Raw genomic sequence first — 22097 nt, forward strand, 5'->3', positions numbered from 1 at the left:
TCTCTCGTTTGCCGCCTTCCTGCGCCTTGAATTATTTTGGGTATCCATTTGTTATTTATTGATGCAAGTGTTTGCAAACACGGTAAAAAGCGTAGCAGTAAGCTAAATTCGGCGCACTCCTGGATCATAGGTTTGTGATATCGCATAAACTTATGGCTGCAGCGCGTGTTGCCACTTTGGCAGCATCAGCACACAGCAGGCTGCATGAATGGAGGAAGACCATGAACAAATGGCTAATTGTGATCGCAGCATTGCTGCCGTTAAGCAGCATGGCAAATACGTTGAACAGCACCAACGACCCGAACAAACCCGGCTTCAACCCGAGCCAGCAGCGGATGCAGTCGCAGATGCAGAATCAGCAGCAACAGCAGAAGCTCAGGTTGCAGCAGAATCAGCAGCAGCAAAGTCAGGATGTCCAGCGCAAGGTGCAGGAACAGCGGGATAGCGCCCAGCAGCGGGTGATTCAGTCGCAGCCGGGCCAGAAACAGCAGCAGAACTAGCGGAAGTCGGGACCGATAATATCGATGCGGTCGGTGCAGATAGCATCGACGCCCCAACTTAACAGCTCGCGCGCCCGCGCGGGCTGATTCACGGTATACACCAGAATATGCAGACCGGCCGCTTTCAGCTGCGCGGTGCGTTTGGCGTCGAGTAATTTGTGGTTGAGATGGATCGACACGCAATCCAGACGCGCGGTCAGCGCCTGCCAATCGTCGTGCCACTCATCCAGCAGCAACCCGCGCGGCAGTTCAGGTGCTGCCTCCATCGCAGCCTCCAGCGCTGCGTAAGAGAAGGAGGAGAGCAGCGGTGCGGTTTGTCCTTGCCACAGTTCGCGTGCGGCCAGCGCCACATTGCGGCCAGTTTCCACATCCTGCCCGGTGGTGGGTTTGATCTCGATGTTCGCCATCATCTGATGCTGGCGACAACGCTCGGCCACTTCGCTCAGCAGCGCCAGCGGTTCGCCTTCGTAATCGCGGCTAAACCAGCCGCCGGCATCCAGCTGTGACAGCTTATGCCACGACAGCGCGCCCGCCACGCCCCAACCGTTGCTGGTGCGATCCAGCGTATCGTCGTGCAGCAGGAAAATCTGCTTATCTTGCGACAGCTTGGCATCAAACTCGATCATGGTGTGACCGTGCTGCGCGCCGACATCAATTGCCGCGAGGGTATTTTCCGGGGCCAGTTTGCCGCCGCCGCGATGCGCGACAATGTGCGGATAAGGCCAGTTGTGTTGACTCATTCCAGACGCTTTCCATAGGTTGAATCGAAGAAGTGTAACGCATCTGACGGCAGATGCAGCCACAAGGTGCTGCCCGCCAGCGGGCGCTCGCTGTGTGGCAAACGGACCACCATGCGTGCGTTACCGATGCGGCCGTGCGCCAGATTGTCCGCGCCGAGCATCTCCAGCGTTTCAACCACCAGCGGAATGCCGCCCGCATCGCGGCTGCTGAGTTTAATGTGTTCGGGACGAATGCCGAGCGTCAGCAGGCGATTGGCCCATTTGGCTCTGCTCTCGCCCAGCAGCAAGCTGTTAAGCGCATCCAGCGTGAAACGCGTGCCGTCGCTGCTGATTTGCCCTGGCAGCAAATTCATGGCGGGCGCGCCGATAAACGAGGCAACAAACTGGCTGGCCGGACGCTTGTAGACTTCCACCGGCGTGCCCACCTGCTCCACCACGCCTTTGTTCATGACCATCACGCGTTGCGCCAGCGTCATCGCTTCTACCTGGTCGTGCGTCACGTAGATGCTGGTGGTTTTCAGGCGGCGATGCAGCTGTTGCAGCTCAAGACGCATCTGCACGCGCAGGCGCGCATCCAGATTCGACAGCGGCTCATCAAACAGGAAAACCGCCGGTTCACGCACGATAGCGCGCCCCATCGCCACGCGCTGACGCTGCCCGCCCGACAGCTCACGCGGGCGGCGATGCAGCAGATGATCCAGTTCGAGGCTGCGCGCGGCTTCCATCACGCGCTGATCAATCTGCACTTTGCCCATGCCGCGAATTTTCAGGCCATACGCCATGTTTTCGCCCACCGTCATGTGCGGATAGAGCGCGTAGTTCTGGAACACCATGGCGATGCCGCGATCTTTCGGCTCCATGTGGGTGACGCGTTTGTCGTCGATGTAGATGTCGCCCGACGATACGCGCTCAAGGCCCGCCACCATGCGCAGCAGCGTCGATTTACCGCAGCCGGAAGGGCCGACCATCACCATAAATTCGCCATCGTTAATGGTGATATTCAGGGGCTGAATGATCTGATTTTTTCCGTCGTACGATTTGGTAACGGTCTGAAGGGTTACGCCTGCCATTTATTTATCACTCTCTACCAGGCCACGCACAAACGCACGTTGCATCACGAGTACCACCACCACCGGTGGAATCAGGGTTAATAACATTGCCGCCATCACTTCATTCCACTGCGTAGGCCCGCCGCTGCTGTTGATCATGCTTTTCACTCCGGCGACGGCGGTGCTGAGGCTGGCATCGTTGATGATCAGCAGCGGCCACAGATATTGGTTCCAGCCGTAGATAAAGGTGATCACGAAGAGCGCGGCGAGATTGGTTTTGGACAGCGGTAACACAATGTCCCAGAAGAAGCGCATCGGGCTGGCACCGTCGATACGCGCCGCCTCAATCAGCTCGTCCGGCAGTGACATAAAGAACTGACGGAACAGGAAAGTGGCCGTCGCCGATGCCATCAGCGGCAGCGTTAAGCCGCTGTAGCTGTCGAGCATATTCAGCGTCGAAATCACTTCCACCGTTGGGAAAATACGCACTTCGACCGGCAGCATCAGGGTGATGAAAATCAGCCAGAAAAACAGCGAGCGCAGCGGGAAGCGGAACCACACCAGCGCGAAGGCGGAGAGCATCGAGACGCTGATTTTGCCAATGGTGATGCCGAGCGCCATCAGCAGGCTGTTGAGCATCATCATGCCAAATGCCGGGCCGTTGCCATTCACGCCATGCGTCCAGATCCGCGCGATGTTCTCCCACAAATGCGTACCCGGCAGCAGCGTCATCGGCACCTGATACACCGCCTCGTTATCCAGCGTCGCCGCGACAAAAGCGATGTAGAGCGGGAACAGAATGGTCAGCACGCCCAGCACCAGCAAGGTATGGCTGAAGATGTCCAGCCCGCGTCGATTCTCAATCATTGGTATTGCACCTTACGCTCGACAAAGCGGAATTGCAGGATAGTCAGGCCAATCACCAGCAGCATCAACACCACCGATTGCGCGGCGGAGGAAGAGAGATCCAGCCCGGTGAAGCCTTCGCGATAGATTTTGTAGATCAGCGTGGTGGTGGCCTGTACTGGCCCGCCGCCAGTGGCGGCATCGATCACCGGGAAGGTATCGAAGAAGGCATACACCAGATTGACCACCAGCAGGAAAAAGCTCACCGGCGTAATCAGCGGCAGGGATAAATTGAAGAAGCGACGCACCGGACCGGCGCCATCGATCGCCGCCGCTTCCACCAGCGATTTGGGAATCGACTGCAGCGCGGCAAAGAAAAACAGGAAGTTGTAGCTCATTTGCTGCCAGATCGACGCCAGCACAATCAGGAACATCGCCTGACCGCTGTTTTGCGCGTAGTTCCAGTTGTAGCCCATTTGGTTCAGCAGATGGCTGAACAAACCGAGGCCCGGATTAAACAGGAACATCCACAGCACCGCCGCTACTACCGGCGCCACCGCGTATGGCAGCAGCAGCAAGGTTTGGTAAAGCTTGCGCAGGCGAATCACGTAATCCACCAGCGCCGCCAGCAGCAGGGAAAAGGTCATACCGCAAATCGTGACCAGCGCACTGAATTCAATGGTGGTCCAAAAGGACGCCAGATAGTACTCGTCGCTGAACAGGCGTTTAAAGTTCGCCATTCCGACGAATGTGCTGGAGATGCCAAAAGGATCAATGCTTTGCAGCGAATACCACAAGGCTTCACCGGCTGGCCACAGAAAGAAGATGGCCGTGATCACCAGTTGCGGCAGCAGCAGCAAATAGGGCAGAAAACGGGAGCGAAATACCGGGCGCGATGAGGACATAGCAGGCTCAATCCAGGAGAAAAATCGGGGCGAACGCCAGGCGTCGGCCCCGAGATAACAGCGTTACTTCACTTGCTGCTCAAAACGGCGCAGCAGTTCGTTACCGCGTTTCACAGCGTTATCCAGCGCGGCTTGCGGCGCCTGTTTGCCGGTCCACACGCCTTCCAGCTCTTCGTCCACGATGGTACGAATCTGTGGCATGTTGCCCAGACGCATGCCTTTGGTGAACGGCAGCGGATCTTTGTTCAGCATCTGACGCGTAGCGATGTCTGCGCCGGGGTTCTTGTCATAGAAGCCCTGTTGCTTAGTCAGTTCGTATGCGGCGGTGGTGATAGGCAGGTAACCGGTTTTCTGATGCCATTCGGCAGCGATTTCCGGCTGTGCGAGGAACTTCATGAACTCCGCCGCGCCTTTGTAGGTGTTGGCATCTTTGCCTTTCATCACCCACAGGCTCGCGCCGCCAATGATGGCGTTTTGCGGTGCATTTGGAACGGTTTCATCGTACGGCATCATGCCAACGCCGAAGTTAAATTTGGCGTAGTGTTTGATATCGGCCAGCGAACCGGACGACGCGGTGGTGATGCCGCAATCGCCGTTATAAAACTTGGCGGTGGATTCATCTTTGCGGCCGAAGTAGGTGAAATCCCCCTTCTTGTTCATCGCTTCCAGCATTTCGATATGGCGCACCTGCACCGGCTTGTTGAATTCAAGTACAGCATCGGTACCGTCAAAGCCGTTATTTTTGGTGGCGACCGGCAGCGCATGCCAGGCGCTGAAGTTTTCAATCTGAATCCAGCCCTGCCAGCCGCTGGCGTAACCGCAGGTCAGGCCCGCTTTGCGCAGCGCTTCGGCGTCTTTCGCCAGCTCCTGCCAGGTTTTTGGTGGCTGATCCGGGTTCAGACCGGCTTTTTTGAACGCATCTTTGTTGTAATACAGTACCGGCGTGGAGCTGTTGAACGGCTGCGAGATCAGCTGGCCTTTGCTGTCGCTGTAGTAACCGGCAACGGCTGGCACGAACTGTTTCGGATCCATCTGCACGCCGGCGTCTTTAAACACCTGGTTGACCGGGACGATAGCTTTTGACGCCATCATGGTCGCCGTACCGACTTCATACACCTGCAGCAGCGCAGGCGCTTTACCGGCGCGCACTGCCGCGATACCCGCTGCTAAGCTCTGCTCGTAGTTGCCTTTGTAAGTCGGAACGATTTTGTAATCGGGATGAGCCTGGTTAAAACGTTGTGCCAGAGAATCAACTTCTTTGCCTAACTCGCCTTCCATTGAGTGCCAGAAAGGGATCTCAGTTGCAGCCAGCGCATTACCGCTGAGCGCCAGGCCGAGCACGACACTCAACAGGCGGGGACGAAGCGTAAAAGCGGACATAAGGTTTTTCCTGTGCTGTTAAGTACGCGCGAATGCGCGCATTTTTTAGTTCGCGACGTAACATGACACGGGGAAATGACGGATTAATAACAGGTTTATGACGGGGATGTGACAGGTGGGTTGGTAATGAAAACTGAGCTAATTCGTGCGTGCTCGCTGTCCCCCTCCTCGGTCCTCCCCCATTAATGGGGGAGGAAGATGCTGCCATATGTTCGTTCTGAAGCTGCATGTGGCAGCATCTCCTTCCCCCGCTAGCGGGGGAAGGCCGGGATGGGGGACAGCGAGCACCAACTTACGCGCCTAAATACGCACTCCGCACTGCTTCGTTGGACAGCAACGCTTCGCCGCTGTCCTCCAGCACCACGTGGCCGTTCTCTAGCACATAGCCGCGATCTGCCAGCTTCAGCGCCTGGTTGGCGTTCTGCTCGACGAGGAAGATGGTCATGCCCTCTTTACGCAGCTGCTCAATGGTGTCGAAGATCTGCTGAATGATAATCGGCGCCAAACCCAACGACGGCTCATCCAGCAGCAGCAAACGCGGCTGGCTCATCAACGCGCGACCAATCGCCAGCATCTGCTGCTCACCGCCAGACATGGTGCCCGCGCGCTGTGCTTTACGTTCTGCCAGCCGTGAAAACAGCTGATAAACGCGATCGATACGCTCCAGATACTGCTGACGCGTGGCGAAAAAACCGCCCATCGCCAGGTTCTCTTCCACCGTCATGCGCGAAAACACCCGACGGCCTTCCGGCACGATGGCAATCGCTTCACGCATGATTTTCGCGGTTTGCCAGTCGGTGATTGTTTTACCATCAAAGGTGATGGTGCCGCTGGTGGCGCGTGGTTCGCCACACAAAGTGCCGAGCAACGTGGTTTTACCCGCGCCGTTGGCACCGATCAGCGTGACGATTTCACCCTGATTGATGTGCAGATTAATGTTGTGCAGCGCCTGAATCGGACCGTAATGGGCGCTGACATTCTGCAAAGTTAAAATCGGGTTTGCCATGTTACGCCTCACCTAAATAAGCACGGATCACATCCGGATTGTTACGCACCTGTTCCGGCGTGCCGTTAGCCAGCGGCGTTCCCTGATTCACCACGTAAATGCGGTCAGAAATGCCCATCACCAGCTTCATATCGTGTTCAATCAGCAGCACGGCAACCTTGTGCTCACCGCGCAGTTCGGCGATCAGCTCATCAAGTTCGTGCGTTTCACGCGGGTTAAGACCCGCCGCCGGTTCATCCAGCATCAGGATTTCCGGACGCGTCACCATGCAGCGCGCAATCTCCAGACGACGCTGCTGACCGTAAGCAAGGTTACCCGCCTGACGGTTAGCCAGATCCAGCAAACCGATGCGTTCAAGCCAGGTTGCCGCGCGATCCAGCGCTTCGCTCTCACCGCGACGGAAAGCCGGGGTTTTGAACAAGCCGGAGAACACGCCGCTTTTCAGGTGCTGATGTTGTGCCACCAGCAGGTTCTCAATCACCGTCATTTCACGGAACAAACGCACATGCTGGAAGGTACGCACAATGCCCATGCGCGCAATCTTCTGGCCTGGCAAACCTTGCAGTTGTTGATCGCGCAGTTTGATGGTGCCGCCGGTCGGTTTGTAGAAACCGGTCAGGCAGTTGAACACCGTGGTTTTACCGGCACCGTTCGGGCCAATCAGCGAAACAATTTCCTGTGGATGCAGCTCAAGCGCCACGTTGTTGACGGCTAACAGGCCGCCGAAGCGCATCATCAGGCCTTCAACGGCTAATAAAGGCTGACTCATGCCTGCTCTCCTTGTTTACTGCTTTTCATCTTCAGATGCGGACGTTTCATCGGCAGCAGACCTTGCGGACGCCAGATCATCATCAGCACCATCAAACCGCCGAGCACCAGCATGCTGTACTCGTTCAAATCACGCATCAGCTCGCGTGATACCACCAGCAGAATCGCTGCAAGGATCACTGCCAGCTGCGAACCCATGCCGCCCAACACCACAATCGCCAGCACAAAGGCAGATTCGACGAAGGTGAAGGATTCCGGGCTGACGAAGCCCTGACGAGCGGCGAACAGCGTCCCCGCGAAGCCGGCGAACACGGCGCTGATGGTGAAAGCGGTCAGCTTGATGCGCGTTGGGCTCAGGCCGAGCGAACGGCAGGCGATCTCATCTTCACGCAGCGCTTCCCACGCGCGGCCCAGCGGCATACGCAGCAAACGGTTGATCACAAACAGCGTCAGCACCACCAGCAGCAGCGCCACCAGATAGAGGAAAATCACGCGGTCGCTGGGATCGTATTTCAGGCCGAAGAAATCGTGGAAAGTGCTCCAGCCGCCTTCACTGACGCGGCGGCCAAACTCCAGACCAAACAGACTTGGCTTGGGAATCTGCGCGATGCCGTTCGGGCCGCCGGTGATCGCGGTATTATTCAGCAGCAGAATACGCACGATTTCACCGAAGCCGAGCGTGACGATCGCCAGATAGTCACCGCGCAGGCGCAGCACCGGGAAGCCGAGCATCAGGCCAAACGCACCGGCGACTAAACCGGCCAGCGGCAGACTTTCCCAGAAACCAAAACCGTAATAGTGATTAAGCAACGCGAAGGTGTAAGCGCCGATGGCGTAGAAACCGCCGTAGCCCAGCACCAGCAAACCAGACAAACCCACCACCACGTTCAATCCGAGCCCGAGCATTACGTAGATCAGTGTCAGCGTGGCGATATCGACGCTGCCGCGCGAGACCAGAAACGGCCAGATAACGGCGGCGGCAATCACCAGCGCCATCAACAGCTTCTGCTTTGGCGTTGATCCATCAAAACCCGGCAGAACAAAACCTTTGCCGCTGCGTTTGAATTTACCCTGCACCAGCGGACGCAGCAGCTGGAAGACAAACACCACCGCACAACCCACGAAGATCCAGTTCCAGCGCACCGCGCCCGCATTGGCGACCACCAGTTTGGTGCCGTCCAGATCGAGGCGCACGCCCATAAAGAAAGTAGCGAGAATCAGCAACATCACCGTGGAGATCACGGCGTTGACCAAACCGAGGCGTTTCATACTTTCTCCACCTCCGGACGGCCAAGAATCCCGGTTGGCATTACCAGCAGCACCACAATCAGCAGCGCGAAGGAGACCACATCTTTATACTCGGTCGACAGATACGCCGAGGTCAGCGCTTCTGCAATGCCCAGCACCAGGCCGCCAATCATTGCGCCTGGAATACTGCCGATACCGCCTAATACCGCGGCGGTGAAGGCTTTCATCCCGGCCATAAAGCCGATGAATGGGTTAATGGAGCCGTAGAATTGACCGAGCAATACGCCCGCCACCGCGGCCATCGCGGCACCAATGATAAAGGTGAGAGAGATAACACGGTCGGTGTTGATACCCAGCAGGCTGGCCATTTTCAGGTCTTCTGCACAGGCGCGGCAGGCGCGGCCCATGCGTGAATAACGGATGAACAGCGTCAGCGCCAGCATCGACAGGAAGGTCACCACCCAAATCACCAGTTGCATGGTGGAGAGCGTGGCCGCAAAGCCGTTGCTCTCGCCCAGCGTCCACTGGCCGGTGATCAGGCTTGGCAGCGCAAGATCGCGCGAGCCTTGCGTCAGGCTGACGTAGTTTTGCAGGAAGATCGACATCCCGATCGCGGAGATCAGCGCGATCAGGCGCTTGGACGATCGCACCGGCCGGTACGCCACGCGCTCGATGCTCCAGCCATAGGCGCTGGAGATGATCACCGCCATCACGAAACCGGCGGCGATCATCAGCCACGAGGTATCGATGCCCATCATCATCAGGGCGGCAATCACGATAAAGGAGACATAGCTACCGATCATGTACACCTCGCCGTGGGCGAAGTTGATCATGCCGATAATGCCGTAAACCATGGTGTAACCGATGGCGATCAGCGCGTAGGTGCTCCCGAGGGTCACCCCGTTGAACATCTGCTGAATAAAATAGAGAAACTGCTCGGACATAGTGAGGACCTGCTCTGGAGCTGAATAATTCCCTCTCCCGCGTGCGGGAAAGGGAATTTTGGGGGATTACTTAACTGCGGTAGAAGAGCCGTCTTTGTGCCATTTGAAGACACCAAATTCGAAGCCCTTCAGGTCACCTTTCTCATCCCAGTTCAGGTTGCCCATCACGGTTGGAACGGCAGCGCCCTCTTTCAGGTTCTTCGCAATCGCATCGGGCTCATCGCTCTTACTGCGCTCGATTCCGGCCACCAGCGCCTGAATCGCCGCGTAGGTGGTCCAGACGAACGGACCGGTTGGATCTTTGCGGTTAGACGCGGTGTTAGCTTTAATCGCATCAACAATCGCCTTGTTCTCTGGCAGCTGGTCATAACGTTTCGGCAGCGTGACAAACAGGCCTTCAGACGCATCGCCGGCGATGTTAGACAGAGAAGCATTGCCCACGCCTTCCGGGCCCATGAAGCCGGCATTCAGGCCAGCGGATTTTGCCTGACGCAGAATCTGGCCCAGCTCCGGGTAATAGCCACCGTAGTAAACGAAATCGACGTTTTCTTTCTTCAGACGCGCAATCAGCGTGGAGAAGTCTTTATCACCGGCGGTGATACCTTCAAACAGCACCACGTTGCCGCCTTTGGCTTTCAGGGTTTTCTGCACCGATTCCGCCAGACCCTGACCATATTGCTGTTTGTCATGCACCACAGCGATACGTTTTGGTTTGATGTGGTCGAGGATGTAGGTCGCCGCCGTTGGGCCCTGATCGGAATCCAGACCGGTAGTACGCAGCACGTCAGCATAGCCACGTGCCGTCAGTTCAGGCGCGGTAGCGGCTGGGGTGATCATCAGCACGCCTTCATCGTTATAGATGTCTGAAGCTGGCTGAGTAGAGGAGGAGCACAGATGACCGATAACGTATTTGATGCCGTCATTAACCACTTTGTTGGCAACCGCAACCGCTTGTTTCGGGTCACAGGCATCGTCATATTCCACGCCAACCAGTTTGTCACCGTTAACGCCGCCTTTGGCGTTGATGTCCTTAATCGCCTGCGCGGCACCGGTAAACTGCATGTCACCGTACTGCGCGACCGGACCGGTTGATGCGCCTACGATGGCAATTTTGATGTCTTTAGCCAGCGCCGCATGGCTCATCGCCAGGGCAACGCAGCCCGCCAGTAATGCGCGTCCTTTACTCATTTTCATGCGAACTTCCCCATCTGTTGTGTCGTGTTTGTTGTGATTGTTTATTTTCTGCCAGTCAAAGAGGAAAACTCATTCTGCAATAATGGGTTAGCACGCTTTTCTGGCATTTATAGGTAATAAGGCTTTATTTTTCAGGTTATTAAACAGGAACTTTCTTCTGTAAATCAACTGACATATTCAGAATTGACTGAGTGGATCAGCAGAATCGTCTGGTTGTTATGGCCGTTTTTTCAGCAGGATACCAGCGCGTTATGCTGGCTTTTTCAACTATCGTTGATGGCTTACTCCACAATCCTGGCAAACTGACCGGCATTTGACCTATTTTCATCAGAAAAAAGTGACAGCGCTCTGACTGTCTAAATTCGCTACACTATCGCCTTTGCACTAGTACAGGTATTAGGTATGAAGCTGACAATCCAGCGCTTAGCATCGTTAACCGCTCAGGATCGTATCGATTTAGCTAAAGTCTGGCCGGAAATCGATATTGTGCAACTGGAAGCACAACTCAGCGACACGCAGCGTTTGTATGCGGCGCGTTTTAACGACCGATTACTGGCGGCGCTGCAGCTGACCCTCAGCGGCACGCAGGGGAAAATCATCCACCTCAACGTTCGCGAAGTCACGCGTCGACGTGGCGTGGGGCAATACTTGCTGGAAGAGACAATCGCGCAGAATAGCGCGTTAGCAGATTGGTGGATTGCCGATGACGGCGACGCCGATCAGGGGGTGCGTGCGGCGTTTATGCAGGCTTGTGGTTTTCGTGCGCAGGCTGATGGTTGGGTACGTTGAAAGGATGTCGCGCGGAATGTCTGAGCATGTTGCGTAGCGACCAGGTAATAAAAAGGGCGACTTAAAAGTCGCCCCGTTTTTCCACCCGATCACTATCAGGCTTCAATCGCCACACGCAGTTTCTTCATGGCGTTCTTTTCCAGCTGACGCACGCGCTCCGCAGAGACGCCGTATTTGTCGGCCAACTCCTGCAGCGTGGTTTTGTTGTCATCGTCCAGCCAGCGGGCACGGATAATGTCCTGACTACGCTCGTCGAGGCTCAGCATCGCATCGCTCAGCTTGTCAGCCGCATGTGCATCCCAGTTGTCCTCTTCGATGCCATCGGCAAAGTCAGAGGTTTTATCCTGCAGATACAGCACCGGCGCCATCGCTTTGCCTTCGCCTGCTTCGTCATCAGACGACATGTCGAAAGTCATATCCTGCGCAGCCATGCGCGATTCCATTTCCAGCACGTCTTTACTGCTCACGCCCAGCTCGCGTGCGACCATTTCTACTTCGTCCTGGTTAAACCAACCGAGACGCTGTTTGCTTTTACGCAGGTTAAAGAACAGCTTGCGCTGCGCTTTGGTGGTCGCGACTTTCACGATACGCCAGTTACGCAGCACGTATTCGTGAATCTCTGCTTTAATCCAGTGCACGGCAAACGACACCAGGCGCACGCCGACTTCAGGGTTGAAGCGACGCACCGCCTTCATCAGGCCGATGTTGCCTTCCTGAATCAGGTCCGCCTGCGGCAAGCCGTAACCGGAGTAGTTACGAGCAATATGAACAACAAAGCGCAGGTGAGACAGGATCAGCGTCTTTGCTGCATCCAGATCGCCCTGGTAATGCAGCCGCTCAGCCAATGCTTTTTCCTCTTCTGCCGTCAGCACCGGCCAGTTGTTGGCAGCCCGAACGTAAGATTCCAGGTTACCCAGAGGAGCAATCGCTAAAGTTTGCATTTCTTTGGTCATTCAAACCCTCACAAATTCAATGGACTTGCTGCACAGTTCCTTGCGCAGACGCTACATTATGTCAACGTCGCGAAAAAACCAGAAGCAATCTGTGCTACTTGGACGACAAAGTTATCCACAAGTTCAATTATAGCAGTGAATATTTTACACACAGATGACGGCGGGGGATATAGGAGAATTCCTCTGCTCCCAGGTCGTCGGCAGCAGAGGAAGAGTATAGCAAAAAACGTTGCTTTTGGTTACTGCGGCGTAAAACGGCGTAAATGTTGCACTGTTGCCAGCCATGCGGCAATCCAGCCGATGATGGCGGCGATCAGCAGTAACAGCAGCCCTTCATCCCAGGAAAAACCTTCCAGCACAAAGGTGGTACCGAATACGGTTGCTACTTGCGCCACCACCGATTGCAGGCGCAACACCAGCACTTCGGAGAGCAGCAGCGACAGCACCGCGCCGCCCAAACCTAGCAGCGCACCGCCGTACAGGAATGGACGCAGGATAAAGCCGTCAGTGGCACCAATCAGCTTCTGCACGTTAATTGTATCGCGCCGCGCAAAGATGCTGAGCCGCACGCTGTTGCCGATCACCAGGAACACCGCAACCACCATCAGCAGGCCAATCATTGAGGCAATCTGTCCTACCAGCCCGGTTAGCGCCGCTAAACGCGCGAACCAGCTGTCATCCATACGCACTTCATCAACGCCCTGCACTTTAGATACGCGATCGCGCAGATTCGCCATGGTGTCCGAATTCTGGAAATTAAGTTTAGGCGTGATGATGGCTACCGCCGGCAGCGGATTCTGCTCCAGCATGTCCATCGAACCACCAAAACCAGACCAGTTGCGGAACTCATTCAACGCTTCTTCACGCGTCAGATAGTTGACGTTGTCCACGCCATCGAGCTGCTTGAGCTGCGCGGTGACATTCTCCGCTGCAGTGTCATCCAGCGCTTTATCCAGATAAACCGTTAGCTGCGGCGCGGGATACCACTGCGTCGCCGCCTGGCTGACGTTCTTCCACACCATGTAGCACACGCTCGGCAGCGTCAGGGAAATGGCGATCACCATCACCGTCAGCAGCGTCGCCAGCGGCTGACGCCACATATCCGACAGCGTGCCGCGCAGCGCATAGCGCCACTGTTCCTGCCAGCCGCCTTTCAGCGCCTTGCTTTTAGAGGGCTGCTTCGCTTTCGGCGCTGGTGCGCGCTTGTTGCGTTTATTGACCATCGTGGCCTCCGTGCAGACGTCCCTGATTAAGCGTCATCACGCGGTAATTCCGGCGTGCAATCAGCCCGACATCGTGCGTTGCCATCAACACCGTGACACCAACGCGGTTGAACTCTTCGAACAGGCGCAAGATATCTTCCGACAGCGCATTGTCGAGGTTACCGGTGGGTTCATCCGCCAGCAGCACCGCAGGCTTGTTCACCACCGCGCGGGCAATGCCGACGCGCTGCTGTTCACCGCCAGAGAGCTGAATCGGATAGCTTTTCGCTTTGTCGAGCAGGCCGACTTTATCCAGCGCGGCCGACACGCGCCGACGAATATCTTCGCCGCTGGCACCGGAAATAATCAGCGGGATCGCCACGTTGTCGTAGACCGAACGATCCATCAACAAATGGTGATCCTGGAAAATCATGCCGATTTGACGTCGCAGGAAAGGCACTTCGCTGTGACGCAGACGCGAAATATCGTGGCCGCTAAACCAGATCTGCCCGGCGCTCGGGCGCTCAATGCCACAAATCAGCTTTAGTAAGGTACTTTTCCCCGCACCGGAATGGCCGGTCAGGAACGCCATTTCGCCGGGACGCAGATGAAAATCCACTCCCTGCAGCGCCTGACGTCCTCCCAGGTAAGCTTTACTGACCTCTTCAAAGCGAATCATCCCAATCATTCCTCTCGGGCAAACAGTGCCTCAATAAAGTCTGCGGCCTTAAACGGCCGTAAATCCTCGATGCCTTCCCCAACACCGATATAACGAATCGGAATGCCGAACTGATCGGCAACCGAGAAGATCACGCCGCCTTTGGCGGTTCCATCCAGTTTCGTCAGGGTGATGCCGGTCAGGCCCACCGCTTCATGGAACAGTTTGGCCTGGCTGATAGCGTTTTGCCCGGTGCTGGCGTCGAGCGTCAGCATCACTTCATGCGGCGCATCTTCGTCCAGCTTCTTCATCACGCGGGTAATTTTCTTCAGCTCTTCCATCAGGTGCGATTTGTTCTGCAGACGACCCGCGGTATCGGCGATCAGTACATCCACATTGCGCGACTTGGCCGCCTGGATGGCGTCAAAAATCACCGAGGCAGAATCTGCGCCGGTATGCTGCGCCACCACAGGAATGTTGTTGCGCTGGCCCCAGACCTGCAGCTGCTCAACGGCGGCGGCACGGAAGGTATCGCCCGCTGCCAGCATCACCGATTTGCCCTGCGCCTGATACTGACGCGCCAGCTTACCGATGGTGGTGGTTTTACCCACGCCGTTGACGCCCACCATCAGGATGACGAATGGCGTTTTGCCACCCACTTCCAGCGGCTGATCCACTTTTTCCAGAATACCGGACATTTCCGCTTTCAGCAGGCCATACAGCGCTTCCGCATCGCGTAGCTGCTTGCGGTTGGCCTGTTGTGTCAGATTGGTGATGATGCGGCGGGTGGTTTCGACGCCAACGTCGGCAATCAGCAGCTGCTCTTCCAGCTCTTCAAACAGATCGTCATCGATTTTCTTGCCGCGGAACAGGCTGATAAAGCCCGAACCGAGGTTTTCGCGGGTTTTTACCAGGCTGCGTTTCAGTCGGGCGAAGAAGCCCTCTTTGGTCGGACGCTCCTGCTCCTGCGCGATGATTGGCGCAGCGGCCAGCGGCAGATCGCTCACGGTATCCTGCGTGGCTTCGGCTAGCTCAGCATCTTCCGCATAGGTTTCCGCTAACGCCAGCGCTTCCAGTTCTTCGTCAGTTAATGGCGCTTCTTCGTGCAGTTCAGGCTCATCAATTGCCAGCTCTTCCAGCTGCGGCTCTTCTTCGATAGGTGCCACATCCGGCGCTGCTATCTCTTCTGGCAGCACCTCTTCAACGATTGCGGTAACCGGCTCAGGTTCCTGCGGCTCGATGACCGGCTCTTCAATCAGTTCCGGTTCAACCTGCTGCTGTTCCGCCACCTGTTCGGTGACGGCGACGGTTTCAACAGCCTGCGCTTCGGCGCGATCGAGCGCACTCTCTTCAACGGCAGGCTCAGCGACCACCTCGGCAGTTTGCTGCTGCTCTTCAGCAGGTTGTTGCGTCTCTTCTTCTTTGCCAAAGCCTAACCAGGAAAAAAAGCCGCGTTTTTTCTCTTTTGCCATTGTGTGACCCTACTCCTCGATGGCTTATTCCCGGTAGCACGCTTGTTCCCAGGGGATAAAATATTCAATTTTAAGCGGGTGAGCGGCGTAAAAATCAGGTAATTACGCGCGCTATACCAACTCAGTAGTCTAACACTTTCCAGCCAGCGCACCACAGCACCCTTTTTTAACGTTTCTTCTGCCCGCTACGCCCGTTAAACTACGCAACAAAATATGACGAGTTGTGAGCGAAATGAGTAAATCCCCCCGCAGCAGCAGCGCTGGCCAGATCCGCATCATTGGCGGTCAGTGGCGCGGCCGTAAATTACCGGTGCCGGATAGCGCAGGTTTGCGCCCGACCACCGATCGTGTACGTGAAACCCTGTTTAACTGGCTGGCGCCGGATATTCAGGAAGCGCGCTGCCTCGATTGCTTCGCCGGCAGCGGCGCGTTAGGGCTGGAAGCGCTGTCTCGCTATGCAGCGTCGGCCACGCTGCTGGAGCTGGAGCGTTCGGTGGCGCAACAGCTGTCACAGAATCTGCAAACGCTGCGTGCTACGCAGGCAAAAGTGGTGCAAACCAACACGCTGCAGTGGTTAAGCCAGCCGGGCGAACCGTTTGACGTGGTGTTTGTTGACCCGCCTTTCCGTAAAGGGCTGTTACAGGAAACATTGTCGCTGCTGGAGCAAAATGGCTGGTTAGCGGCTGAAGCGCTGATTTATGTCGAGAGCGAAGTGGAAAACGGCACACCTGTCGCACCCGCAAATTGGGATTTGTACCGCGAGAAGATTGCCGGTCAGGTGGCTTATCGCTTATATCAACGCCAACAGGAGACGCACGATGTGGCTTAATTTGGGACGTTTGCTGATGATTTGCGTCTGGGCCTTTTTATTGCTCAATCTGGTGCAACCTTTCCCAACGCCGCTGCGCTATTTCGTGCACGTGGCGCTGTTCTTTATGGTGATTATGCACGGCCTGCAGCTAGTGTTGCTGCGCGCCACCCAGCCAAAAGACGCCCCAAAACTGAGCGGCGTAACCCAGGCGAAGATCTTCTTTTTTGGCGTGTTTGAGCTGCTGGCGTGGCAGAAAAAGCATTATCCGAAGATGTAGTTTCGTGCGGTTTATAGCCAGGTCGCCATGAATGGCGGCCCTATTGGGCCGGAGTAAAACTCACAAAACGCGTGCCTTTCATCTTCAACTCGCCCTTCGCGCCCTTATCGATCTGGTGATACTGGTTCGCATTCACCGTCACTTTAATATCGCTGGCACCGTTCAGCGGATGGAACCAGGCTTCATATTTCATCTCTTCCGCCACAATCTCTTCACGCTGACGTGAACGGCGATTGGGCGACGGAAATTCGCGTTTGGTTTTCACTTCCACGCTCAGCGAGCGCACCGGCGAGGCATCGTTCACCGCCGTTTCGCGGCGCTGTTTAATAAACTGACGGGTCGCCAAAACGGCAATAATGGCCAGTACGATGAAAAAGATTAGCGGTGGTTTGCTCATGATTTATCTCGTGCTTTGCGTTAATTCGGAACGGGTAAAGACGACAAAGCATACAACCAGAGTCGGCTGATTGTCACATTTGGCGCCGGTAACTTACACTGAGAGGGTGATTTTGGGAAAATTCATCAAACTGGCGGACATTTCGTCCAGAAAAGGGAGAAAACATGCTTTGGTCTTTCCTTGCCGTACTTTTTTCCGGCTGGCTTTACGTCGATGCTTCATATCGCGGTCCGCAATGGCAACGCTGGCTATTTAAACCTGTCACCTTGCTGTTACTCGTTGCCTGGGCGTGGCAAGCGCCAACCTTCAACACCACCGATTATTTGATTCTGGCCGGGCTGGTCGCCACGCTGGTGGGTGACGCGTTAATGCTGTTACCGCGTCAGCAAATGCTCTATGCGCTAGGCGCATTCTTCCTGTCGCATCTGCTGTACACCATCAGTTTTGCCGCACACATGACCATGAGTTTCTTCTGGCCGATTCCCCTCACCTTCCTGATCATTGGCGTGATCGTTATCGGGATTCTGTGGAGCAAACTGGAAGATCTGCGCTGGCCTATCTGCACCTTGATCGGCATGACGCTAGTGATGAACTGGATGGCGGCGGAGAACTACTTCTTCCGTCCAACTGACTTCAGTTTCTCGCTGCTGGTGGGTGCCGCGTTGCTGCTGTTAGCCAATATTGTCTGGTTTATCTCGCATTATCGCCGCCGTTTCAGCGCCGATAGCGCGATTGTCGCCGCCTGCTACTTCGCCGGTCACTTCATGATTGTGCGTTCACTGTGGCTCTACTGAAGATAACCTTACCTTCCGCTTGACTCTGGAGTCCACTCCAGAGTGTAGCATTAGGGCGCGGGCATCAGCCCGCCCCTGATTCCGGAGGTTACATGCATCAACATGCTCACCCTTGCCGCTGTGGCAAATCACACCGTCAGTCACAGCCGCTGTGCTCGATTCGCAGCGTAAAACCCGCAACATTGAACATCTCCGCGGCGCAGCCCATCACGCCAGACAGCGATTGCGGCTGCTGTGACAGCGAAAGCGGCTCGCCAGGCGGCGAAAGCGACGCCGAAAGCGACAGGCCCGCCCTCTCTTCACATCAATTCCGCTGGCAGATTGCGGGCATGGATTGCCCCAGCTGCGCGCGTAAAATCGAAACCGCCGTGCAACGTGTACCGCAGGTTCAGCAAGCACGCGTGATTTTTGCCAGTGAAAAACTGGTGGTCGATGCCGACCAGGATATCCGCGCCATCATTGAACAGGTGGTGAAAAATGCCGGCTTCGCGCTGAGCGCCAGCGATTCCCCATCGCCTCCACAACCCGAAAGCCGCTGGCAGGAAAACGCCGGTTTGCTGCTGCTTGGCGGAATGATGCTCGCCAGTTGGCTGCTGAGCCAGCTTTCGCCGGTTTGGGGCGATCGCCTGTTTATCGCCACCACGTTGATAGGTTTAGCGCCGATCGCGCGCAGCGCCTGGAAGCTCCTGCGCAGTGGTTCGCCGTTCAGCATTGAGATGCTGATGACCATTGCCGCCGCCGGTGCGCTGGTGATTGGCGCGCACGCCGAAGCCGCGATGGTGCTGCTGCTGTTTCAACTGGGTGAACGCCTCGAAGCGTACGCCGCCGCACGCGCACGCCGTGGCGTCACCGCGCTGATGGCGCTGCGTCCCGCTACCGCCACGCGCATCAACGGCACACAGCGGGAAAACGTCCGCTTAGAAGCGCTGCAGCCCGGCGATGTGATTGAAGTGGCGGCCGGCGGACGTTTACCGGCCGATGGCGAACTGCTGCACGCCAGCGCCAGCTTTGATGAAAGCGCGTTGACCGGCGAATCGCTGCCGGTAGCGCGTGAGCCAGGCGAGCAGATCATGGCCGGTGCCACCAGCCTTGATCGTCTGGTGACGCTGAAAGTCATTTCCCAGCCGGGCCAAAGTGCCATTGACCGCATCCTGCAACTGATTGAGGAAGCCGAAACCCATCGTGCGCCGGTTGAGCGCTTTATCGATCGCTTCAGCCGCATCTATACGCCCGCCATTATGCTGCTGGCGCTGCTGGTGATGGTGCTGCCGCCGCTACTGGGCTTTGGCGCGTGGTTGCCGTGGATTTATAAAGGGCTGACGCTGTTGCTGATTGGTTGCCCCTGTGCGCTGGTGATCTCCACGCCCGCGGCCATCACTTCCGGCCTGGCTGCTGCCGCGCGTCAGGGCGCGCTGATCAAAGGCGGCGCGGCGCTGGAGCGGCTCAGTCGCGTAAATATGATGGCGTTCGACAAAACCGGCACGCTGACCGCCGGTAAACCGCAGATCAGCCACATCCAGCCATTTGGCGTGATGGCGGAAAACAACTTGCTCACCATCGCCGCCGCCGTTGAACAGGGTTCCACCCATCCGCTGGCGCGGGCGATTGTTATCGAGGCCGAGCGGCGCGCGCTCACGCTTCCGCAAGCTGCACAGCAGCAAACGCTGGCCGGCAGTGGTATTCGCGCTGCGATAGATGGCGTGACCTATCAACTGCTGACGCCGCGCGAAGTCAGCCATCTTGATAATGCACAACAGCAGCAGATTGCTCAGCTGGAAGCGCAAGGCCAAACCGTGGTGCTGCTGTTGCAGGAGCAGCAGGTTCTTGGCGCGTTAGCCTTGCAGGATCAGTTGCGCGCTGAAGCCCTCAGCGCGCTGTCTGAACTGAAGAAGCTTGGTGTTAACAGCATGATGCTGACCGGCGACAATCCACGCGCGGCTGCGGTCATTGCCGCTAAGCTCAACATCGATTATCGCGCAGGTTTACTGCCCGCCGATAAAGTTGCGGCGGTGAGGACGTTAGGCACACAGCACGCATTGGCAATGGTCGGCGATGGCATTAACGATGCGCCCGCCATGAAAGCCGCCACCATCGGCATTGCGATGGGCAGCGGCACCGATGTGGCGCTGGAAGCCGCAGATGTGGCATTAACGCAAAATCAGCTGGCGATTCTGCCGCGCACCATTGTGCTGGCACGGCGCACGCGTGCCATCATTCGTCAGAACGTGGCGCTGGCGTTGGGATTAAAGGCGATTTTTCTGGTCACCACGCTGCTCGGCTTCACCGGTTTGTGGCTGGCGGTCTTAGCGGATTCCGGTGCCACCGCACTGGTGACAGCCAACGCGCTGCGCTTGCTGCGTCAGCGTTAGGCGCCTTTTTTAATCAGAAACTGGTACGGCAAGCTTTCGGTCTGCTGTGCCAGCAACTCATGCTCCATAAAGCGGCAGAAACCAGGGATATCGCGCGTGGTGGCGGGATCGTCAGCAATGATCAGCAAGGTTTCACCGGCCTGCATGCTGCGCACGGTTTTACGCACCATCATTACCGGCTCCGGGCAGCGCAGGCCAAGGGCATCAAGCTGATGGTCTGGCGCAGAAAAGGGATCGCTCATGATTCTCTGTCAGTTGTTAGGGATGGGCGCTCATTCTAGCGCGCGAATAAGCCAACGCAAGGCGATAACGATTGCGTTAAAATTAACCATTGCATAAATTGCGCAACGCGTTAAGATGCCGCCGATTTTTTATTTACCACCGTGCCAATGCACGAACCTGGGTTCCCTCACCCCATCACTAAAAAGGCTTACAATGATTAACTTCTCTGCACGTCAGCGCATGCATGCGCTGTTTTGGCTATCGCTATTTCATCTGCTGGTGATCACCTCCAGTAACTATCTGGTCCAGCTGCCGGTTTCCATCTTCGGTTTTCACACCACATGGGGCGCGTTTAGCTTTCCGTTTATTTTCCTCGCCACCGATCTGACCGTGCGCATCTTTGGCGCGCCGCTGGCACGTCGCATTATTCTGGCGGTGATGATTCCCGCGCTAGTGATCTCCTACATTGTTTCCTGCGTGTTCTATCAGGGCGAATGGCAAGGTTGGGCGTCACTGGAAGAGATGAATCTGTTTGTTGCCCGTATCGCCTGCGCCAGCTTTATGGCTTATGCGCTGGGACAAATCCTCGATGTGCACGTTTTTAACCGTTTGCGCCGTTTATCGCAGTGGTGGATTGCGCCAGCGGCAGCGATGTTCCTCGGTAATATCAGCGATACGCTGGCCTTCTTTTTCATCGCCTTCTACAAGAGCCCAGATCCGTTTATGGCCACGCATTGGGTCGAAATCGCGCTGGTGGATTACAGCTTCAAGGTTCTGATCTGCATGATCTTCTTCCTGCCCGCTTACGGCGTGCTGCTGAATGCCATGCTGAAGCGCTTAGCCGAACGTTCCGCGCAGCAGCAGATCAATTTCGGCTGATTGCACATACACTAAATGCCGCATTACGCTAAGATTTCCTGACACTCCGGCGGTTGCTTTTGCTAACTAAATCCGCTTGTATAACGGCTGACTGGAATCATGTAAAAGGGAAAAGAATGCGTAACGTAGTGAAATATGTGGGTATTGGCCTGTTGGTTATCGGCCTGGCGGCATGTGACCAGAAGAAAGATGATGCGGCAGCGAACAGCAACGGTGCGAGCGCCAGCCAGTCGGCCCAGACGGTTAACCTGATGGACGGCAAACTGAGTTTCTCTTTGCCGGCGGGCATGTCTGACAAGAGCGGCAAGCTCGGCTCTGAATCCACCAACATGCACGTCTATGCCGACGAAACCGGTCAGCGCGCGATTATCGTGATTGCCGGCGACCCAACCAACGAAGCGCTTGATGCGCTGGCACAGCGTCTGGAACAGCAGCAGCGCGGTCGCGATCCTCAGCTGCAGGTGGTGTCTAATAAAGCGGTGACGCTGAAAGACCAGCCGGCACAGCAGCTGGATACGGTGATTTCTGCCAACAATCAGACCTCATGGTCTTCGGTGATTCTGGCGAAAGTGGATGGCAAACTGCTGACGCTGCAAATTACCTTGCCAGCCGACAACCAACAGCAAGCGCAAAGCGATGCTGATGGGATCGTCAAAAGCATCACGTTGAAATAATACCCTTCATCCTTCGAACG

24 protein-coding genes are annotated in these 22097 nt (G+C 56.3%); 8 read left to right on the forward strand and 16 right to left on the reverse strand.

What is annotated here, in order from left to right; genetic code table 11:
* The first annotated feature begins 221 nt into the window (after nucleotides 1-221).
* The gene (locus tag PZBJ_RS14760; protein ID WP_101763088.1) at nucleotides 222-500 is read left to right on the forward strand and encodes a DUF2756 domain-containing protein; all 279 of its coding nucleotides are present in this window, start codon (nucleotides 222-224) and stop codon (nucleotides 498-500) included.
* Here PZBJ_RS14760 and ugpQ read toward each other — a convergent pair.
* From ugpQ to PZBJ_RS14810, 10 genes are all read right to left on the reverse strand, one after another.
* On the reverse strand, nucleotides 497-1240 hold the full coding sequence (gene ugpQ / locus PZBJ_RS14765) for a glycerophosphodiester phosphodiesterase (RefSeq protein WP_101763089.1): 744 nt from the start codon (nucleotides 1238-1240) through the stop codon (nucleotides 497-499). The genes PZBJ_RS14760 and ugpQ overlap by 4 nt on opposite strands.
* Nucleotides 1237-2310, reverse strand: coding sequence for a sn-glycerol-3-phosphate import ATP-binding protein UgpC (locus PZBJ_RS14770; protein ID WP_101763090.1), 1074 nt, complete (start codon nucleotides 2308-2310; stop codon nucleotides 1237-1239). The genes ugpQ and PZBJ_RS14770 overlap by 4 nt, the downstream gene beginning before the upstream one ends.
* Nucleotides 2311-3156 carry a sn-glycerol-3-phosphate ABC transporter permease UgpE gene (gene ugpE, locus PZBJ_RS14775; RefSeq protein WP_101763091.1) on the reverse strand — a complete coding sequence of 282 codons (846 nt, stop codon included), beginning with the start codon at nucleotides 3154-3156 and terminating at the stop codon, nucleotides 2311-2313. It abuts the gene before it with no gap.
* Nucleotides 3153-4040 carry a sn-glycerol-3-phosphate ABC transporter permease UgpA gene (gene ugpA / locus PZBJ_RS14780; RefSeq protein WP_101763092.1) on the reverse strand — a complete coding sequence of 296 codons (888 nt, stop codon included), beginning with the start codon at nucleotides 4038-4040 and terminating at the stop codon, nucleotides 3153-3155. Before ugpA ends, ugpE begins: the two co-directional genes overlap by 4 nt.
* 63 nt (nucleotides 4041-4103) lie before the next feature.
* Nucleotides 4104-5420 carry a sn-glycerol-3-phosphate ABC transporter substrate-binding protein UgpB gene (gene ugpB / locus PZBJ_RS14785; RefSeq protein ID WP_101763093.1) on the reverse strand — a complete coding sequence of 439 codons (1317 nt, stop codon included), beginning with the start codon at nucleotides 5418-5420 and terminating at the stop codon, nucleotides 4104-4106.
* A gap of 292 nt (nucleotides 5421-5712) precedes the next feature.
* Entirely contained in the window at nucleotides 5713-6426 is a 714-nt protein-coding gene (gene livF, locus PZBJ_RS14790) for a high-affinity branched-chain amino acid ABC transporter ATP-binding protein LivF (RefSeq protein WP_101763094.1), read from the reverse strand.
* Nucleotide 6427: 1 nt separating this feature from the next.
* Nucleotides 6428-7195, reverse strand: a complete 768-nt coding sequence (livG, locus tag PZBJ_RS14795; RefSeq protein WP_101763095.1) for a high-affinity branched-chain amino acid ABC transporter ATP-binding protein LivG — start codon at nucleotides 7193-7195, stop codon at nucleotides 6428-6430.
* Nucleotides 7192-8463 (reverse strand): high-affinity branched-chain amino acid ABC transporter permease LivM, encoded by a 1272-nt coding sequence (locus tag PZBJ_RS14800; protein WP_101763096.1) that lies wholly within the window; start codon nucleotides 8461-8463, stop codon nucleotides 7192-7194. The genes livG and PZBJ_RS14800 overlap by 4 nt, the downstream gene beginning before the upstream one ends.
* Nucleotides 8460-9386 carry a high-affinity branched-chain amino acid ABC transporter permease LivH gene (gene livH / locus PZBJ_RS14805; protein ID WP_101763097.1) on the reverse strand — a complete coding sequence of 309 codons (927 nt, stop codon included), beginning with the start codon at nucleotides 9384-9386 and terminating at the stop codon, nucleotides 8460-8462. The genes PZBJ_RS14800 and livH overlap by 4 nt, the downstream gene beginning before the upstream one ends.
* 66 nt (nucleotides 9387-9452) lie before the next feature.
* Entirely contained in the window at nucleotides 9453-10580 is a 1128-nt protein-coding gene (locus PZBJ_RS14810; RefSeq protein ID WP_101763098.1) for a branched-chain amino acid ABC transporter substrate-binding protein, read from the reverse strand.
* A 402-nt stretch (nucleotides 10581-10982) separates the two neighbouring features.
* Here PZBJ_RS14810 and panM point away from each other — a divergent pair, with 402 nt between their 5' ends.
* Nucleotides 10983-11369 carry an aspartate 1-decarboxylase autocleavage activator PanM gene (gene panM / locus PZBJ_RS14815; RefSeq protein WP_101763099.1) on the forward strand — a complete coding sequence of 129 codons (387 nt, stop codon included), beginning with the start codon at nucleotides 10983-10985 and terminating at the stop codon, nucleotides 11367-11369.
* 95 nt (nucleotides 11370-11464) lie between these two features.
* On the opposite strand, the gene rpoH is transcribed toward panM, so the two are convergent.
* The 4 genes from rpoH to ftsY all read right to left on the reverse strand — a co-directional run bounded on the left by rpoH (nucleotide 11465) and on the right by ftsY (nucleotide 15654).
* Nucleotides 11465-12322, reverse strand: a complete 858-nt coding sequence (gene rpoH, locus PZBJ_RS14820; RefSeq protein WP_064737937.1) for an RNA polymerase sigma factor RpoH — start codon at nucleotides 12320-12322, stop codon at nucleotides 11465-11467.
* Between the two features lie 239 nt (nucleotides 12323-12561).
* Nucleotides 12562-13545: a permease-like cell division protein FtsX gene (gene ftsX, locus PZBJ_RS14825; RefSeq protein ID WP_101763100.1), complete on the reverse strand. Its 984-nt coding sequence runs from the start codon at nucleotides 13543-13545 to the stop codon at nucleotides 12562-12564.
* Nucleotides 13535-14203, reverse strand: a complete 669-nt coding sequence (gene ftsE, locus PZBJ_RS14830; protein ID WP_008109888.1) for a cell division ATP-binding protein FtsE — start codon at nucleotides 14201-14203, stop codon at nucleotides 13535-13537. Before ftsE ends, ftsX begins: the two co-directional genes overlap by 11 nt.
* A 5-nt stretch (nucleotides 14204-14208) precedes the next feature.
* Nucleotides 14209-15654 (reverse strand): signal recognition particle-docking protein FtsY, encoded by a 1446-nt coding sequence (ftsY, locus tag PZBJ_RS14835; RefSeq protein WP_101763101.1) that lies wholly within the window; start codon nucleotides 15652-15654, stop codon nucleotides 14209-14211.
* A 232-nt stretch (nucleotides 15655-15886) separates the two neighbouring features.
* On the opposite strand from ftsY, the gene rsmD reads away from it, so the two are divergent.
* Complete coding sequence (gene rsmD / locus PZBJ_RS14840) at nucleotides 15887-16483, forward strand: 16S rRNA (guanine(966)-N(2))-methyltransferase (protein ID WP_101763102.1); 597 nt, start codon at nucleotides 15887-15889, stop codon at nucleotides 16481-16483.
* On the forward strand, nucleotides 16473-16742 hold the full coding sequence (locus PZBJ_RS14845; protein WP_008109883.1) for a DUF1145 family protein: 270 nt from the start codon (nucleotides 16473-16475) through the stop codon (nucleotides 16740-16742). Before rsmD ends, PZBJ_RS14845 begins: the two co-directional genes overlap by 11 nt.
* A gap of 40 nt (nucleotides 16743-16782) precedes the next feature.
* Here the strand turns inward: PZBJ_RS14845 and PZBJ_RS14850 are convergent, their stop codons facing one another.
* Nucleotides 16783-17139, reverse strand: a complete 357-nt coding sequence (locus PZBJ_RS14850) for a DUF2500 domain-containing protein (protein ID WP_101763103.1) — start codon at nucleotides 17137-17139, stop codon at nucleotides 16783-16785.
* Between the two features lie 164 nt (nucleotides 17140-17303).
* Here PZBJ_RS14850 and PZBJ_RS14855 point away from each other — a divergent pair, with 164 nt between their 5' ends.
* Together PZBJ_RS14855 and PZBJ_RS14860 are read left to right on the forward strand one after the other, a co-directional pair.
* A complete protein-coding gene (locus PZBJ_RS14855) occupies nucleotides 17304-17933 on the forward strand; it encodes a lysoplasmalogenase (protein ID WP_101763104.1) in 630 nt (209 codons plus the stop codon).
* Between the two features lie 92 nt (nucleotides 17934-18025).
* Nucleotides 18026-20302, forward strand: a complete 2277-nt coding sequence (locus PZBJ_RS14860; protein WP_101763105.1) for a zinc/cadmium/mercury/lead-transporting ATPase — start codon at nucleotides 18026-18028, stop codon at nucleotides 20300-20302.
* Here PZBJ_RS14860 and tusA read toward each other — a convergent pair.
* On the reverse strand, nucleotides 20299-20544 hold the full coding sequence (tusA, locus tag PZBJ_RS14865; RefSeq protein ID WP_036649974.1) for a sulfurtransferase TusA: 246 nt from the start codon (nucleotides 20542-20544) through the stop codon (nucleotides 20299-20301). The genes PZBJ_RS14860 and tusA overlap by 4 nt on opposite strands.
* 193 nt (nucleotides 20545-20737) lie before the next feature.
* Between tusA and PZBJ_RS14870 the strand changes: the two genes are divergently transcribed.
* Nucleotides 20738-21403: a 7-cyano-7-deazaguanine/7-aminomethyl-7-deazaguanine transporter gene (locus PZBJ_RS14870; protein ID WP_101763106.1), complete on the forward strand. Its 666-nt coding sequence runs from the start codon at nucleotides 20738-20740 to the stop codon at nucleotides 21401-21403.
* 116 nt (nucleotides 21404-21519) lie between these two features.
* Nucleotides 21520-22077: a DcrB family lipoprotein gene (locus PZBJ_RS14875; RefSeq protein ID WP_061718408.1), complete on the forward strand. Its 558-nt coding sequence runs from the start codon at nucleotides 21520-21522 to the stop codon at nucleotides 22075-22077.
* Nucleotides 22078-22097 lie beyond the last annotated feature (20 nt).

Source organism: Pantoea endophytica, assembly GCF_002858935.1.
Lineage (GTDB): Bacteria > Pseudomonadota > Gammaproteobacteria > Enterobacterales > Enterobacteriaceae > Pantoea > Pantoea leporis.